This window comes from Paenibacillus sp. CMM36, from assembly GCF_053570945.1.
The window spans coordinates 734,126-750,386 of record NZ_JBSEDY010000001.1; the positions used below are offsets into that span (position 1 = coordinate 734,126).

Sequence of the window (16,261 nt, forward strand, 5' to 3'; positions counted from 1 at the left end):
GTCAAAAAAAGCGAGGAAGGCAACCCTTCACTCGCTTTTTTAATATGCAGTCTTGATTTAGACGAGTTTTTTCACTGCTGCAATCGCTTGGTCATAGTCAGGGTGTTCGGACATTTCGCTCAAGTATTCTACGTAAGCAATTTTGTCATTTTGATCAATCACAAAAATAGCTCTATGATCCAAATGGAATTCCTTGATGAACACACCATAAGCTTCGCCAAAGGAATGATCCTTATAGTCGGACAGTGTCAATACGCGGTCAATACCGGCAGCACCGCACCAACGAGCTTGAGCGAAAGGCAGATCGACGCTGACAGTCAGCACCACGACTTGATCCCCAAGGGAATCAGCTTCCTGGTTAAAACGTCGAGTCTGTGCGTCACACACACCTGTATCCAAAGAAGGAACAACACTGATCAGTTTGACTTTGCCTGCAAAGTCTTGGAGCGTAGCTGCTTCTAACAGGTTTTTCTGTAATTTGAAATCAGGTGCCTGATCTCCAACCTTCAGTTCAGGACCTAAGAGTGTCAAAGCATTGCCTTTAAAAGTAGCAGCTCCTGTACGTTCTTGTGCCATATGTAATAGCCTCCTTGGTTTTTAGCATTGGTTATCGTTGCCGAAATCTATTATAATCTTTTATAAAAGACATTGTCCAATTTGAATAAGGTGGAGACACCCATGAAGGAAGGATTGCCTTGATTTTTTTACGTTATGAGAACTGGAAAAGTTATTTGCGGTTTTACCCAGTAACCTGTCTGATTTTGCTCATCAATATTGTGATGTTTGTTGTACTCACCGTACAGGGTGGATCGGAAAATAGTTTGACGCTGATCCGATATGGAGCTTTGATTAATGAGGCGCCATTCACCGATCAACTGTGGCGATATGTATCAGCCATGTTTTTACATGCAGGGTTTGATCATCTTCTGTTCAATTCCTTTGCCATACTCGTCTTCGCTCCTCCGCTGGAGCGTTTGCTGGGGTCCTTCCGCTATGTGCTATTGTATCTGGTCACGGGTATTGTAGGGAACATACTGTCCATTGCCCATTACAACATGGTGGCGGAAACGACAGTCTCTGTAGGAGCCTCAGGAGCGATTTATGGCATCTATGGGGCGTTTCTGTACGTTGCCTTGTTCCAACGTTCCTTGATGGATGATGCTTCGCGCAAAACGCTGTACACGCTGCTTGGGTTTGGTATTCTGTTTTCTTTTGCTGTAGCGAACATTAATTGGACCGCTCACTTTGGGGGATTACTCAGTGGATTTTTCATGTATGGATTATTGATTAGATTGACTGGCCAGCGCAAACGCCACTAAAGACAGTTTTACCGTAAGTTAGCAGGGAAGAAAGAGGATGATGTTCGATTGACGTCTTCTTCCGGATGTTGAAAAACAGATTGGAGCGAATATCGGAGTGGAATTACGACAGTTACAATACTTCATGAAGGTAGCGCAAAAAGAACATGTCACTCAGGCAGCCGAGGAGCTACATGTGGCGCAATCTGCGGTAAGTCGGCAAATTCATCAGCTTGAAGAGGAGCTGGGAGTTAATCTTTTTATGCAAAAGGGTCGCAATTTGCAGCTTACGCCAGTGGGACAGCTATTTTGCAAACGGGTTGAGACGATAATAAAAGATCTAGAGCGAGCTGTTTTGGAGGTTCATGAGTTTTTGGATCCTGAGGGGGGCGAAATCCGCATCGGTTTTCCGCACAGTTTGGGGATTCATCTTATTCCTACGGTAGTGGCTGAATTCCGAAAGCGGTATCCCAATGTTAAATTTAGATTTAAACAGGGGATGTATCCGAGTTTAATTCGTGATGTGTTAGCGGGTGAGGTGGACTTGGCTTTTGTATCTCCTTTTCCCGATCGTCATGATCATGTGGAGGGGGATGTGGTGCTGACCGAGGAGTTGTTTGCTGTTCTCCCGCCCAATCATCCTTTAGCCACGGCCAAACATATCACGCTGAGTCAGCTTAAGGGAGAAAAATTTATTCTGTTCAGAGATGGATATTCGTTACGTCCGATTGTCTGGCAGGCTTGTCTGGAGGCAGGATTTACGCCGGATATCGCTTTTGAAGGTGAAGAGACAGATACGATACGCGGATTAGTTGCGGCTGGCATGGGAGTCAGTCTTTTGCCTGAAATGGCGTTGTTTCAGACCAACCCGCTTCAACCTGCAAGAGTGTCAATTGTTGATCCAGAGGTCACGAGAACTATAGGCTTGATTCATCGTAGAGATGATAAACTGCCATTAGTTGCAAAGTCATTCCGAACTTTCTTGTTGCAATATTTTGGTCTTAAAGGTAGTGCAGCTACTCCGAACGGAAGTGCAAAAGCGGATTTAGGACAGTGAGTATAGCTGATTGGTTTTAGATAAAGAAAAAAGGTTGTTCTCTACCGTTAACTTGGTAGAGGAACAACCTTTTTTGCAACACAAGCAATTAATCCCGGCTGTTGAAGATACCGATTAAGCGGATTAGTTCCAGCAAGGAAACAAGAGCTGCAGCCACATAAGTTAATGCAGCAGCATTTAATACTTTGGCTATACCCCGTTCTTCATCACTACGGATAAACCCTTCCGAAACCATAATTTCTCGGGCCCGGTTGGAAGCATTAAATTCAACCGGTAATGTAATTAATTGAAAAGCAACAGTAGCCGAGAAAAAGATAATACCCAAGCCAATCAGGTTCGTGTAGCTGAATAAGAAACCGGCAATCAGCAGAAACGGTGCAATCCCAGAAGCGAAGTTTACGATCGGAAAGATCCGGTGACGGAGTGCCAGCATGGGATAATGCTCTTTATGCTGAATGGCATGACCAACCTCGTGACAAGCTACGGCAACTGCTGAAATGGATTTTTCATAATAAACGGGCTCGGACAGCCGTACGACTCTTTGCATTGGATCATAATGGTCAGATAACGCACCAGGTACTGGTTCAATAGGCACATCATGCAAACCATTGCGATCTAGCATATGCCGAGCTGCATCATAACCGGTCAACCCATTTTCATTTGGGACATCAGACCATTTATTAAAAGTACCTTTTACACGGAATTGCGCCCATAAGGATAATCCGAACGCAAGAATAATCAATATATACATACCCATCATAAAGCAACCCTCCAATATTGTTCATCATACTAGCCAGGGTATCTACATCATAGAACTATGCTCCAGCAGATACTTCAGAGCTTCGATACAAGCGGCGCTTTGTGGTAGTAGACCAGTAAGCAACTTGCGCGCTTGAACGGGCTTGAGCTGCCCCAAGAGAGGCTGTAGTTCATTGACTTCGCGTTCTAGACGCTGCATGTGCATCTCCAGACTCGTTAGTTTGTCAGTGACGTGCTCTTCCCCCGCAACCGAGTTCCATTTAATCAGTGTCTGTCTGATTTCCTCTAGGCTATACTTCTCTTGTTTCATTTGGTTAATACGTTCAAGCCTGTTTAAGGTTTCATCATTATAGAGCCGATAATTTTTCAATGATCGTTCTTCAGGTGTGATCAAACCAAGCTTTGTGTAATAATCAATAGTTCGTTCGCTGACACCAGCCGTCTTGGCTAGCTCACCAATTCGATACAGCTTCATATCCCCATCTGTCTTCACCTCGCGCTCTTCGTTCAACCTTCAATATTAGCATTTGCAAACGGAGTGTTTATAAAGAATATTTTACATGATTCCCAACCATACAGTCAAACGTTATGCTTTTTTTGAACAGAAACAAGCTACTTTTATAGTTAGTAAATATGACATGTAGTGTTTGGAACCATATTTTTTTAACATAATAAAAAAAAATCTTGTCAACTTTCATGTATTCTGATTATAATGACAATAAGAATTTCACGAAATGTAAAGAAACTTAACATTCGAGGGAGTGGGCTTCATGAGAAAAAAGTGGTTAGTTGTATTATTGGCCATGCTGACAGTATTAGCTTTTCCGGTAGGTGCGTTTGCTGCTGACGGTCCGACAAATATTCAACTTCAAGCCGGGCTAAACACGGCCTTTACGTTCTTGGCATTTATACTTGTATTTTTTATGCAAGCGGGATTTGCATTGCTGGAGGCAGGCTCGACTCGAATGAAGAATGCGGGTCATGTCGCTGGTAAAACGATTCTCACCACGGGTGTTGCGGCTTTGTCCTTCTGGGCACTTGGATTTGGATTCGGCTTTGGTAATGATGGCGGAAACGGATTTATGGGACTGACGGGTTTCTTCATGAGTGGTACGGATGCGGCTGCATCGTTTGATGCTCTCTCAGGTCTGGATGTTCCGATTACAATTATGTTTTTGTTCCACTTTGCTTTCGCTGCGGTATCACTTTCTATCGCATGTGGGGGGATGGCAGAGCGTGCAAAATTAAGTGTATACATTATTTTCGGTATTTTGTTCTCCATCGTGATTTATCCGGTTGTAGCTCACTGGGTGTGGGGCGGTGGATGGCTTGGTAAGTTGGGGATGCAGGATTATGCCGGTTCGACGGTAGTCCATTTGACAGGCGCTACGGCAGCACTCGTCGCTACCCTGCTGCTCAAACCGCGTCTGGGCAAGTTTAATAAAGATGGCAAGCCGAACATTATCCCTGGTCATAACCAGGTGTACTCTATCTTGGGTGTTATTATTCTCTGGTTTGGTTGGTTTGGGTTTAACCCGGGTAGTGCTGTATCAGCTATGAACGACGGATTCTTTGGATATGTGGCCTTGACTACCAATATTGCTGCTGCGGCAGGTGGGGTTTTCGCTTTGCTCGTATCCTGGATGGTATATGGAAAAGCAGATATTCCTGCTATGCTAAACGGTGTGCTGGCGGCTTTGGTTGCTATTACTGGTTCTTGTGCCTTTGTAGCACCTTGGGCGGCATTGGTCATTGGTGCAGTTGCAGGGATCGTTACTTTCTTCACAGCGCAATGGTTCGAGCGTGCAAGAGTAGACGACCCGGTATATGCTTTCTCCGTGCACGGTGTTGCAGGGATGTGGGGCGCAGTGTCCACAGGGTTCTTCGCTACTCCTGAGCTTGTAAAAATAACTGGTGTAGGTCAAGCGGGTCTGTTCTATGGTGGTGGATTTACCCAATTAGGAGTACAGCTGCTTGGACTGATTGGCACTTTGGCTTTCGTGTTTGTCATTTCCTTCATTATTCTGGGTGCGATGAAAGCGATTATGGGTATTCGCGTTACAGAAGAGGAAGAAACAATGGGATTGGATATCAGTGAACACGGTACGTACGGCTATCCTGAGCAAATGAAGTTGGTTGCTGAGGCTGAAAAGCGTTCTGGAATTGTGAACTAATATGTAAAATATAAAGAACCAGTATGGATGAGCGGAGGAGATGGAAGTATGGAACTGCAAAATATGGCCCCTTGGGTGAGTTCCGCCGAAGCGATTGATCATGCAGATACACCTGAATCGCTAAGGCGGGCCAGGGTCGACTCTCAAAAATGGTTGCTGGCTTCTCAAGCCTCCGCTCCGTTATCAGACTGGTTACAAACGGCGAATGAAATGCATGACCGCATCGCGGCCAGAGCTGTACAAATGTGCGAAAAAGGGATGGTTGAGGATGGCTTCGGCCCTCCTCCCGTCCCTTACGCATTTATAGCCTTCGGAAGCATGGGGCGCTCGGAATCAACGCTGTGGAGTGACCAGGATAACGGTATGATTATCAGTGACACGATATCTGCCGACAAAGAATTATATTTTAGAGAGTTTGGTCGCAAAGTGTCTGCGATGTTAGAGTATTTGGGATATCCCAAATGTGAGGGGAAAGTAATGTGCTCGGAGCCGTTGTGGCGTCAAACATTATCTGAATGGCAAAAACAGCTAACAAAATGGTCGGACGATTTTGCTTGGGAGCCGATCCGTTATCTGATTATCTCGTCTGATATGAGGCATATCGCTGGAGATGAACGACTATCTGCAAACTGGAAACGAAGTTTTTATGAGTTGTTCCGAATACATCCTGATTTACCCTCGGCGGTACTTAGGAACACGGTGAGGCATAAAGCGACACTTAACATTTTAGGTCAGGTTGTTACCGAGCGCTTCGGTGAGCATGCGGGCGATTTTGATGTGAAATACGGGTTGTACATTCCGCTGGTGAACGCAGTCCGTTTTTTGGCGTTGCAACATGGTGTAGAGGAAACCTCCACCTTCAAAAGGCTCAGTCGTCTCGCATCACTGGAAGCGGCACCGTTGCCTTTACTCGATGCTTGCGAGCGTGCCTTTCGGATTGCGCTTCAGCTACGAATGGCTACACCAGTGAAGGAGAATGATGGATTGCTGGTCAGCAATGGCTACCTGGCTGTAAAGCCGCTGAAACAAGGTAAAGGCTGGCATGAGTTGCGCGAGGCGCTTTCGACGGTACGACGGTTGCATCGTGCGTTGCAAAGGCAGTTGCGATTTATGGAAGGGAGAAGGTCATGAAGGAACCAGCGCAGGGAAGTGGCTTCTGGAGCGCTCTCCGCAGAGGAGGAGTGCCGTCTGCGATCGCATCTGTAATGGGGGCTCCTACGGCTCAACAGATGGCGTTTATTCGCTCCTTAACCCGGGAACAACGGCGCTCTGAAGTATTGCGGACCCCGCTGGATCGTTTGGAGACGGTAGTTTTTGATCTGGAGACAACGGGATTTTCAGCACAGCATGGAGATGAGATTTTATCGTTCGGGGCGATTCGGGTTGTCGGGGACATGATTATGGAAAAAGAGCAGTTTTATACGCTTGTTAATCCACGGACTGTGATTCCTGAGTACATTACTGAACTAACTGGGATTACCCGGGAAATGACGGATGAAGCTCCACCACTTATGAATGGACTGCACGACTTTATGTCCTTTGTAGGTGGGCGAGTACTTGTAGCACATGCTAGCGCTCATGATAAGGCCTTTTTGAATGCTGCGTTATGGAAAACATCTAAAGTTCAATTGACTCATCGTGTTCTGGATACGATGATGCTTGCCAAATGGCTTGAGCCACAGCAACATCAAACCTACAGTTTGGATGAATTGTTGACCTATCAATCCATTCCGATTGAAGGGCGGCACCATGCGTTAGAGGATGCGAAAATGACGGCTAAGCTGTGGGTTGCTTATGTTCAGGAAATGTTGAAGCGTAATGTGACCAATTTGGCAGATGTCTACGCGCATTTAAGTCATGCCTGATTCAGTACAAGGCATAGCATTCATATACACATCAAAACAGCAAGTTCGCGATTTCGTCGTTTTGCTGTTTTTTTTTTTTGCGTCTTGTTCAGATTTAGAAGGTTAGAGCTGGGAACAGTATGGGCATCCTATGGAGAAGGTAAGGGCCATTCAGATGAAAGACAGGTGATAAGACTGTGAAAAAAATTCTTTTCATCAGAGCGATGATTATACTGGTTGTGGTTGGGGCTTCATGGGGAGTTATTGCAAACACAACTTATGCAGCAAACCTGTCCATGGAAAATGCACTATTAAAAGAGGAATACGGTAGAGAAAGACTTGAAGCTGAGAAAGAGGTAGAGGCTGAAACAGATGCGGTAGAGGTAATGAAAAAGATAAAGCCTGGTCAACGGCTTCCTTCTATGATTTTAAAGGGGTTAAACGGCAAGACCTACGATGTAGGGGCCCCGCGCAATAAGGCTTTGGTTATTAGCTTTTGGGCTTCATGGTGCGATCCGTGCCGATTAGAAGCGCCTATGCTGAATGAGTTGTATAGTAAGTACAAAGATGATGTAGATGTGTATGGTATCAATGTAACTCGTTATGATCGATTGGAGGATGTACAGAAGTTTTCCCGCTCTTTGGATCTCCAGTTTCCCATTTTACTTGATGAGCAAGGAGTATTGTTTGAACGAGTTGGAGGGGTGGCTTTTCCGACTCATGTAATGGTTGATCCTTATGGACAGGTCAGCGAAATCATCATCGGCATGCTCAGTGAGCAGGAGTTGGAACGCAAAATTGAAACTCTTCAAAAAAAGAAGGTGTCTTTGGGATCCGAGTAGACCGCCAAAGGCACCTTATAAGCTCATGCGAGCAACTGATTAATGATTAACTAATCCATGATGAGTAAGCTCTGACTGATCGTTTGTTGGAGTTGGTGCTTCCAACAATGCGTAACGGAAGCTGTCCAAGAGAGCTTCCCAGCTGGCTTCAATTACATTTTCGGATACGCCTACGTTACTCCAGACGTCCTCGTAATTTTTAGACTCAATGAGCACACGTACCTTGGCGGCGGTGGCATCCTTTTCGTCAAGCACACGTACCTTGTAGTCGGCCAAATGCATGTCCCGCAAAGCAGGGAAATATTGAGAAAGAGCCTTGCGGAGTGCGTTATCGAGCGCGTTGACAGGACCGTTGCCTTCAGCTGCAGTATAGACACTCGTCCCTGCGACATTCAGTTTCAAGAATGCCTCGGATACGACCGGGCGACCGGCTGTTTTCTCTACCAGCACTTTGAAGGACTCAAAAGAGAACATTTCCTTCACTTCACCACCTGCTTCACGAATGAGCAGTTCCAGCGAAGCATCCGCGCCTTCAAATTGGTATCCCTGATGCTCCAGTTCCTTGATGCGGCTAATTACGCCACGTGCCTCATCACTGGATGGGTCAAGGGTGATGCCCAGCTCTTGCGCTTTGGATACCACGTTGCTTTGCCCGGCCAGTTCGGAGACCAAGACCCGCTGCTTGTTCCCCACAAGTTCAGGAGCGATGTGCTCATAAGTTCGTGAGTCGCGCAGAATGGCTGACACATGAATGCCCCCCTTATGGGCAAAAGCTGCATTGCCAACATAAGGCTGGTTCACAGGCATATTGACGTTGGCGACTTCACTCACAAAGCGGGCTGTATTGTGGAGTTGACTTAACTTCTCAGTATCTAGACAGTCATAACCCAGCTTGAGCTGCAAATTAGGAATGACGGAGCACAGGTTAGCGTTACCGCACCGTTCACCGTATCCGTTGATAGTACCCTGGACCTGCCTTGCGCCTGCTTGTACAGCACTTAGAGAGTTCGCTACTGCCAATTCGCAGTCATTGTGTGTATGAATACCCAACTGTGACCTCGTTATCTGGCTTTGCAGCATAGTAACAATATCCTGAATCTCATGCGGCAGGGTACCGCCGTTTGTATCGCACATCACGAGCCAATCCGCGCCTGCTTCTTCAGCTTTTTTCATAACGGCCATTGCATACTCGGGATTGTTTTTATATCCGTCAAAAAAATGTTCGGCATCAAAAATAACCTCCATGCCCCCTTGCTTTAAAAAGGCGATGGAGTCATAAATCATAGACAGATTTTCCTCCAGTGTCGTCTGTAAGGCAGTGTGTACATGAAAATCCCATGATTTACCCACAAGTGTAGCAGCCTGAGCGCCGGATTCCAGAATTCGTTGCAGATTGACATCCTGTGCTGCGATGCTATCTTTGCGGCGCGTGCTGCCGAAGGCGACAATCTTTGCCTGAAGGCCCAGTTCTTGTACCCGTTTGAAAAATTCGATATCCTTGCTGTTGCTTCCGGGAATCCCGCCTTCAATATAATGAACACCGAGATCATCGAGTTTTTTGGCGATTTTCAATTTGTCATCAGCAGACAAGCTAATTCCTTCTCCTTGAGTGCCGTCTCGCAGCGTTGTGTCAAAGATAGAAATAGCGGTGGACATGAGGGACTCCTCCTTTGCGGATTGCTCAGATTGGTGATATTCTGCTTTTTTAAGCACATTAATTTAGTTGTTTAACGCTTAAAAACAGGAAAGCGTTAGTTTGTCGTGTTCGTATGTTAGTCGATTATATCAACTTATGACTTCAATTGTAATATATAATTATCATTTTTAGCCGCAAAACCTTTATTTTTTATGTAAAATAGAAATGGTACTTAAGGGTATCTCAAGTGTAAAATCAAAACACATATTCCCGCGATGACGGGTGAATTTACAGTTAAAAGAAGGGTTGAGCATGAAAGATGTCAGTGCTTATTATCCGGTTGGCGGGCGAGTTATTCTGCATGTGGATATGAACGCATTTTATTGTTCCGTTCATGCCGCGGAGGAGCCGGAGAAATATGAGGGACTACCTACCGCGGTGGCAGGCAGTAGTGAGTTGCGCAAAGGTGTAATTGTAACCTGCTCTTATGAAGCCCGACGATGGGGCATTTCAACAGGAATGGTCGTTCAGCAGGCTCGTCGGATCTGTCCACAGCTCATCGTAATACAGCCTGATTTTCACTTGTATCGTCGTTATTCCAAAGCATTTATGAGCATTGCATATTCGTATACGCCTATGCTGGAAGCAACTTCAATTGATGAGTGTTATCTGGATATTTCTGGATCCAAACAGTTTGGAACACCTATGGAAATTGCTGAGGAAATCCAGCGCAGAGTAGAAGACGAACTAGGCCTGCCCTGTTCCATTGGAGTTGCTCCCAACAAGTTGCTGGCCAAAATGGCCTCTGATCTGAAAAAACCGCGCGGGATTTCTGTTCTACGTTTGCGTGATGTACCCAACATTTTGTGGAACCTACCTTGTGGTCAATTGTTTGGTGTGGGCCGCAAAACGGCAGATAAGCTTCTACAAATGAACATTCGCACCATTGGGCAACTGGCTAAGGCTGATGAACATATGCTGGTTGGGGTATTTGGTGTGACGGGTTCGTGGTTAAAATTGGCTGCTAACGGGATTAATCATTCTCCAGTCAGCACTGAGCGGGAGCCAAACAAGTCTATCGGCCACACGACCACCTTACCTATGGATGTGGTCAAACTGGAAGAAGCCCAACGGGTACTTCTTAACATTAGTGATCAGGTAGCCCGGCGGCTTCGACGACACGGTATGCTGGCAGGAGGTATACAATTGACGATTCGGACGCCGGATATGAAGACCTTTACGCGTTCTCAAGTCAGGAGCACTCCTACGGAAAGTGCAGAGGACATATATAAGGAAGCTTGTGCGTTATATCGTCGCCATTGGGGAGAAGATAAGCCTGTGCGCTTGCTGGGGATTACGCTACAGCAGCTTATTCCAAAGGAGGAAGCGGCCGTTCAAATGGATCTATTTGAATACCAGGATCAGCCCAAGAAAGAAAGCTTATTGAAGACGATGGATGCGCTGCGCGACAAGTTTGGTGAAAATGCAATTTTGACCGCTGGGATGCTGGGAGATGATCCTTCGGTACTTCTTCGCAACTCCAAGTTGCGCGGAACTTCGCTGCAAAAAGACAATCTACCAACTCCGGAGTGAACTATTGGATAGATTATTGCAAGCCTCACAAGCTTACGTTATAAGCATTTTTTGCATGAAGGATAAAGGAAAATAATTTGTAATAATATTGGGTTTGTATTAATATGTGAATAGAATGCAAAAGCTGGTTTGTTTGATTGTATAGGAGGAAGAGAAAAGTTATGGCTAAATACACTTGGGTAGAAAAAGATACATGCATTGCATGCGGAGCCTGTGGCGCTACAGCACCAGACATTTATGATTATGATGATGAAGGTTTGGCTGAAGTGATCTTTGAAGGGGATGCCAACCAAGGCATCAAGGCGATCTCAGAAGACCTGTTTGATGATATGCAGGATGCTTGTGACGGTTGCCCTACGGATTCCATTAAAGTAGCAGACGAGCCGTTCAATAAAGAAGGTTAAGCGTAGGCTTCTTTGATAGGCACAGCACCGACAGTTCCCTTCGCCGTATAACGGTGAAAGTAAGCTGTTGGTGCTGTTTTTTAGGTTATAGAATGGTTCAGCGAAGGCTGAACCATTCTATAACCGCAAGAAAAACTTCTGCCAAGCGCGGTCTGGCTTCTGTGAAAGTACGTCGATAGACGTTTTTCTTATGTGCTGTCCATCAAGTCTATTTTTACCGATATACATAATAGGAAGTATGCAAGATTACACGATCAGGAGGATCCGATGAACCATTCGCCTCATCTTAAATCGTATGTGAAAAAACACCCTGATAATAAAATGGCCTGGTATTTACTCGGCAAAGAGTATGAGAGCAGCGGTCAGGAGGGCAAAGCAAATTATTGCTTTAATCGCGCAGGAGAAGTGTTCGAAGCCTTCGAGCATAAACAGATTCCGGCAGACGTATGGATGGAATATCAGGATAAACTGGTTCAGATGTCCAAGGAGAAGGAGCGAAGAACGGCTCGAACACGTCACCTGTTAACTGCGTTAATGGTACTACTGCTCATATGGGTTCCTTCAGCTAATTCACCGAGACCTTCAAATGAGAATACATTTGATCCATCCGGAACTGAGCAGGCAGCAATTGATAATATTGAAGTTACGAAAGTGGCCACTGCTGACCCGAAGGAGATGGCCCAGATCGGTGTGGTTGGTGGTGTGTTTACGGCCCAAGCTCGAAAAGGGAGTGGTGCTGGAACGGGGCTTACTGATATGTTGGCTAAGACTAGCCGACTGCCGTCCAAGACTACGGTGTTGGGCATGGAGCAAGGGGGCTCGTGGCTGCTCTGGAGAGAGGGCATGAAACCATTACTTAGTGTACAGAACAAAGGAAACGGTGGATTAGCTGTTCAGTCTTACGACGCAGCTGCCTGTGCTTGTAAGCCGTCAGACAGTGAAAATCTTCGCAAAGCAGGTCTAAAATGGGCTGCTGGACAGGAGGAATTAGCTGTGCTGAATAGCTCCATGCGTGCTTTTCGCTCACAGCATCAACGTCTTCCCCAGAGTCTTGATGAACTGACTCGAGACTTTCCTGCTAACACGATGTATGGTACGACAGACGGGATGAAGAAGGCTTTTACACCTATGCGTAATTTACTTGCTTCACCAGGAAAGGGAACAGGGAAGGCAGTAGATTTAGACGCAGACTTGTCGGCCGAAAGCAGTCCATTACTGGCATCGTCATTGCACGGAAGGCCTTTTCTGGGGCAACCGCTGCGAATTGTGGTGGACAAATCCAAGCATAGGCTTGCCCTGGTAAGTGGCAATGTACTTATTCGAAATTATCCTATCGGTTTGGGTGGAGAAAGAACACCAGAAGGGAAATTTGTGATTACCGATAAAGTAGTAAATCCGAACGGCAAATCCAACGGTGAGTTTGGCAGCCGTGGAATGCAACTGTCTGCAACGAATTATGCCATTCATGGCACGAACGAGCCGGACAGCATTGGCAAAAATGAGTCTTTGGGTTGCGTCCGAATGGGTAAAGAGGATGTGGAGGAATTGTTTGCACTCGTACCTTCGGGTACGGAGGTAGTCATTGGTAACGGCGGATTGCCTGATCAAGTGCTTGTGCCTGGTTCTCGATTTACAAGTGAGCCGCAGCATGACCAGACGAATCCCCGCAAAACCTATCACTGGCTAAATTAAAATTTTGATGCTATTGCTACTTGGTGTTTAACGATTTCCTGCTTGTGCTAAAACAATGACCAGAATAATTACAATGATGAGGAGAACAAAGCTGACGGCGGTCCATACAATCGCTTTCTTGTTCACCTCATCCTTTTTCTTTTGCAGACTGGGCGGCTTGCGCTTGGTCTTCATATCAGCAATCCCTCTTTTCTAACGAGCTAAGGTCTTGTCTTACTATGTCCATTGTAAATGGTTTGATTATACATTTTCAATGACATCTCCATGACAACTGAATTGTTCTGATGTTGCACCTCGCAAATTACTTTCTTTTTGGTATGGAAAAAGCTAAACTATTTTGTAGAGATGTTTTTTAGGATTGTGCAAGGGCATAGAACGGAGTGGATGAATCGTGTTGTATCGAAGGATTGCGAAACCTGTTTTTTTTAAAATGAGTCCAGAGACGGCCCATCATGTAGTCATTGACGGTTTAAAACATGCGGGCTCACTTCCTGGTGGAGCAGCGACACTGCGAGGAATGTACGGAGTCAAGGAGACGGAGGATCTTGCCGTTGATCTGTTTGGCATTCATTTTCCCAACCCGATTGGACTGGCTGCAGGACTGGATAAAAATGCAGAAGCGGTTACTGGTTTTTCTTCCATCGGGTTTGGATTTATGGAAGTAGGAACGGTGACACCTGTGGGACAGCCCGGTAACGATCGGCCACGTTTGTTCCGACTGCCTCCCGATGAGGCATTAGTCAATCGGATGGGCTTTAACAATCTGGGTGCTGAGAGCATGGCCAAGCGTCTGGCTGCACTCAAACATCGACCTGTTCCGGTCGCAGTTAATATCGGCAAAAATAAAATCACGCCCAATGAGGATGCTCATAAGGACTATGAAAAGTGTATTTCCGCACTGTATCCGTATGCGGACTTCTTTGTAGTGAATATTAGCTCGCCGAATACGCCGGATTTACGAAAGCTCCAGCATGGTGATGAACTGAAGTCGTTATTGGAAGCGGTTCGGGCAGAGATGGGAGTCCAGGCGAAAAAGTATGGCAATGCCAAGTCTGTACTGGTTAAAATTGCGCCAGATGTATCGGATGAGGAATTGGAATATATGACAGATGCGATTGCTGCCAGTGGAGTAGACGGCATTATTGCGACCAATACAACGATATCCAGAGCTGGTTTAACGCACCGAAATGCGAGTGAAACAGGAGGGCTGAGTGGTAAGCCGCTGCGTGACCGTTCCACAGAGGTCATCGGACGGGTGTATCGCCAGACGGAAGGTAAGCTTCCTATTATCGGATCAGGCGGTATATTCACGAGCCGTGATGCCTATGACAAAATTAAAGCAGGCGCAAGTCTGATTGAAATTTATACAGCATTGATCTACGAAGGGCCGGAAGTAAATAGAGCTATACATGCTGGCCTGCGTGAGCTGCTTCGAAAGGACGGCTTTAGACACATTACCGAGGCAGTTGGTGCAGATCACAGATAAAAAAGTGTTGTCGGAAGAGACAGGAGGTACGGGGATGGACGGAAGAGACTGGGGAACATTTTTACTGCCATATGATCAGGCGGTGGAAGAGCTTAAGGTCAAGTTCAAAACAATGCGTGCGGAGCTGAAAAAGCGCGAGGAATACGCTCCTATCGAATTCGTAACCGGACGGGTTAAAAAAATATCAAGCATCCTCGATAAGGCGAAGAGATTACAGGTTCCTTCTGATCAGCTGGAGACGGGAATCGAGGATATTGCAGGTATTCGCATTATGTGTCAATTTGTAGAGGATATTCGGCGGGTGGCCGAATATATCAGAAGACGTAAGGATTTGACCGTACTGTATGAAAAGGACTATATCACCAATTATAAAGACAGTGGCTATCGCAGCTTTCATATGATTGTGGAGTATCCGGTTCAGACAGCAGTCGGGCTGAAAATCGTGCTGGCAGAAATTCAAATCCGTACTTTGGCTATGAATTTTTGGGCAACCATAGAGCATTCTCTTAGCTATAAGTATCGTGAAAGCTTGCCTGATAATATGCGTACACGGTTGAAAAAGGCAGCTGAGGCAGCCTTTGTATTGGATAATGAGATGTCTTCCATGCGTCTTGAAATATTGGAAGCGCAGAAAAAATTCGAGGATGAAGCCAATATCGTTTCCAAAGTGCTAACAGGCATGCATCGGCTGTATTTCTACCATAAGATCAGTGAAACGATTGATGCGCAGCGCAGATTCAATGAACTGTGGGAACGGCACGACATGGAAGGAATCAAGCTGCTTCACGATGAGGTCAAGGAGATGCTAGAAGCCTCTACCAAGGAAGAAGACAGGGATGAGTATTAAATGGCACACCTTTCCTACGAACCGCTATACGTGACTTATTTGGTATACTTCAATCGTGATCGGGATTACTTTGAATGTCATGAGGTACTGGAAGAGCTGTGGCTTAAGCTGGACCGTGACCCTGTATATAAAGGTTTGCTGCAAGTTGCTGTAGGGCTGTATCATTTTCGGAATGGTAACTATCGTGGTGGACATATGATGCTGGATAGTGCGGTCCACCGGTTGGAGCATGCTCCTTCGCAGGCGCTGGGCATTAATATGGTGAAGCTGGTGGAAGAGGCGCGCATTTGCGCTCGTCAGCTTGCTGAAGCTGTTATGACCGGCACGGAAGAGCTTCAGCAAGAACCGCCGGTTTATCGGGATATGACGATTGAAATCGTCGAGCCCGAGTTGCGCCGGGCCGTGGAGAAGGCATCGTCGTCTATTCCGGTCAACATTCCGCAGCAAAGAGGTCCTCGGCGTGGGGAAAAGCATGAGCAGCGTCAGCAGGCGCTGGAAGCTTCTATTAGGCGAAGACAGGCCGCTGGCGGCTCAGGTTCTGTCTCAGCGGAAACGAAGGATGCACCTTGAGTTTGAAGCGCATGATAAGCAAGCAGCCCGATCCGTTTCATGAGGATCGGGCTGCTTTA

Annotated in this window: 17 protein-coding genes; 12 read left to right on the top strand and 5 right to left on the bottom strand. The window is 46.2% G+C overall.

All coding sequences use genetic code 11. The features are described 5' to 3' along the window. Positions 1–57 precede the first annotated feature (57 nt). The gene (tpx, locus tag ACWA2B_RS03660) at positions 58–576 is read right to left on the bottom strand and encodes a thiol peroxidase (protein ID WP_029516711.1); all 519 of its coding nucleotides are present in this window, start codon (positions 574–576) and stop codon (positions 58–60) included. Positions 577–695: 119 nt separating this feature from the next. Between tpx and ACWA2B_RS03665 the strand changes: the two genes are divergently transcribed. Both ACWA2B_RS03665 and ACWA2B_RS03670 read left to right on the top strand, forming a co-directional pair. Next, entirely contained in the window at positions 696–1,319 is a 624-nt protein-coding gene (locus ACWA2B_RS03665; RefSeq protein ID WP_069011083.1) for a rhomboid family intramembrane serine protease, read from the top strand. A gap of 97 nt (positions 1,320–1,416) precedes the next feature. Further along, on the top strand, positions 1,417–2,355 hold the full coding sequence (locus tag ACWA2B_RS03670) for a LysR family transcriptional regulator (protein ID WP_023988022.1): 939 nt from the start codon (positions 1,417–1,419) through the stop codon (positions 2,353–2,355). Between the two features lie 88 nt (positions 2,356–2,443). Here the strand turns inward: ACWA2B_RS03670 and ACWA2B_RS03675 are convergent, their stop codons facing one another. Together ACWA2B_RS03675 and ACWA2B_RS03680 are read right to left on the bottom strand one after the other, a co-directional pair. After that, a complete protein-coding gene (locus ACWA2B_RS03675; RefSeq protein ID WP_023988023.1) occupies positions 2,444–3,115 on the bottom strand; it encodes a zinc metallopeptidase in 672 nt (223 codons plus the stop codon). A 42-nt stretch (positions 3,116–3,157) separates the two neighbouring features. Beyond that, the gene (locus ACWA2B_RS03680) at positions 3,158–3,589 is read right to left on the bottom strand and encodes a MerR family transcriptional regulator (RefSeq protein ID WP_049816952.1); all 432 of its coding nucleotides are present in this window, start codon (positions 3,587–3,589) and stop codon (positions 3,158–3,160) included. 295 nt (positions 3,590–3,884) lie between these two features. On the opposite strand from ACWA2B_RS03680, the gene ACWA2B_RS03685 reads away from it, so the two are divergent. The 4 genes from ACWA2B_RS03685 to ACWA2B_RS03700 all read left to right on the top strand — a co-directional run bounded on the left by ACWA2B_RS03685 (position 3,885) and on the right by ACWA2B_RS03700 (position 7,974). Beyond that, the gene (locus tag ACWA2B_RS03685; protein ID WP_029516714.1) at positions 3,885–5,288 is read left to right on the top strand and encodes an ammonium transporter; all 1,404 of its coding nucleotides are present in this window, start codon (positions 3,885–3,887) and stop codon (positions 5,286–5,288) included. Between the two features lie 48 nt (positions 5,289–5,336). Next, positions 5,337–6,419, top strand: coding sequence for a DUF294 nucleotidyltransferase-like domain-containing protein (locus ACWA2B_RS03690; RefSeq protein ID WP_029516715.1), 1,083 nt, complete (start codon positions 5,337–5,339; stop codon positions 6,417–6,419). Further along, on the top strand, positions 6,416–7,153 hold the full coding sequence (locus ACWA2B_RS03695) for an exonuclease domain-containing protein (RefSeq protein WP_029516716.1): 738 nt from the start codon (positions 6,416–6,418) through the stop codon (positions 7,151–7,153). The genes ACWA2B_RS03690 and ACWA2B_RS03695 overlap by 4 nt, the downstream gene beginning before the upstream one ends. A 176-nt stretch (positions 7,154–7,329) precedes the next feature. After that, complete coding sequence (locus ACWA2B_RS03700; RefSeq protein WP_165147794.1) at positions 7,330–7,974, top strand: TlpA family protein disulfide reductase; 645 nt, start codon at positions 7,330–7,332, stop codon at positions 7,972–7,974. Between the two features lie 39 nt (positions 7,975–8,013). Here the strand turns inward: ACWA2B_RS03700 and cimA are convergent, their stop codons facing one another. Further along, a complete protein-coding gene (gene cimA / locus ACWA2B_RS03705) occupies positions 8,014–9,630 on the bottom strand; it encodes a citramalate synthase (RefSeq protein WP_340931888.1) in 1,617 nt (538 codons plus the stop codon). A gap of 292 nt (positions 9,631–9,922) precedes the next feature. Between cimA and ACWA2B_RS03710 the strand changes: the two genes are divergently transcribed. From ACWA2B_RS03710 to ACWA2B_RS03720, 3 genes are all read left to right on the top strand, one after another. Continuing rightward, on the top strand, positions 9,923–11,203 hold the full coding sequence (locus tag ACWA2B_RS03710; protein ID WP_449291705.1) for a DNA polymerase IV: 1,281 nt from the start codon (positions 9,923–9,925) through the stop codon (positions 11,201–11,203). Positions 11,204–11,364: 161 nt separating this feature from the next. Continuing rightward, positions 11,365–11,607, top strand: a complete 243-nt coding sequence (locus ACWA2B_RS03715; protein ID WP_013309730.1) for a ferredoxin — start codon at positions 11,365–11,367, stop codon at positions 11,605–11,607. 267 nt (positions 11,608–11,874) lie between these two features. Continuing rightward, entirely contained in the window at positions 11,875–13,299 is a 1,425-nt protein-coding gene (locus ACWA2B_RS03720) for a L,D-transpeptidase (protein WP_449291706.1), read from the top strand. Between the two features lie 27 nt (positions 13,300–13,326). Here the strand turns inward: ACWA2B_RS03720 and ACWA2B_RS03725 are convergent, their stop codons facing one another. Continuing rightward, entirely contained in the window at positions 13,327–13,473 is a 147-nt protein-coding gene (locus tag ACWA2B_RS03725) for a hypothetical protein (protein ID WP_023988033.1), read from the bottom strand. 217 nt (positions 13,474–13,690) lie between these two features. Here ACWA2B_RS03725 and ACWA2B_RS03730 point away from each other — a divergent pair, with 217 nt between their 5' ends. Genes ACWA2B_RS03730 through ACWA2B_RS03740 form a run of 3 tightly spaced genes read left to right on the top strand, consistent with a single transcriptional unit; the run spans position 13,691 to position 16,202 of the window. Further along, the gene (locus ACWA2B_RS03730; protein WP_029516721.1) at positions 13,691–14,785 is read left to right on the top strand and encodes a quinone-dependent dihydroorotate dehydrogenase; all 1,095 of its coding nucleotides are present in this window, start codon (positions 13,691–13,693) and stop codon (positions 14,783–14,785) included. 34 nt (positions 14,786–14,819) lie between these two features. Next, a complete protein-coding gene (locus ACWA2B_RS03735; protein ID WP_023988035.1) occupies positions 14,820–15,632 on the top strand; it encodes a GTP pyrophosphokinase in 813 nt (270 codons plus the stop codon). Further along, on the top strand, positions 15,633–16,202 hold the full coding sequence (locus ACWA2B_RS03740; RefSeq protein ID WP_449291707.1) for a DUF309 domain-containing protein: 570 nt from the start codon (positions 15,633–15,635) through the stop codon (positions 16,200–16,202). Positions 16,203–16,261 lie beyond the last annotated feature (59 nt).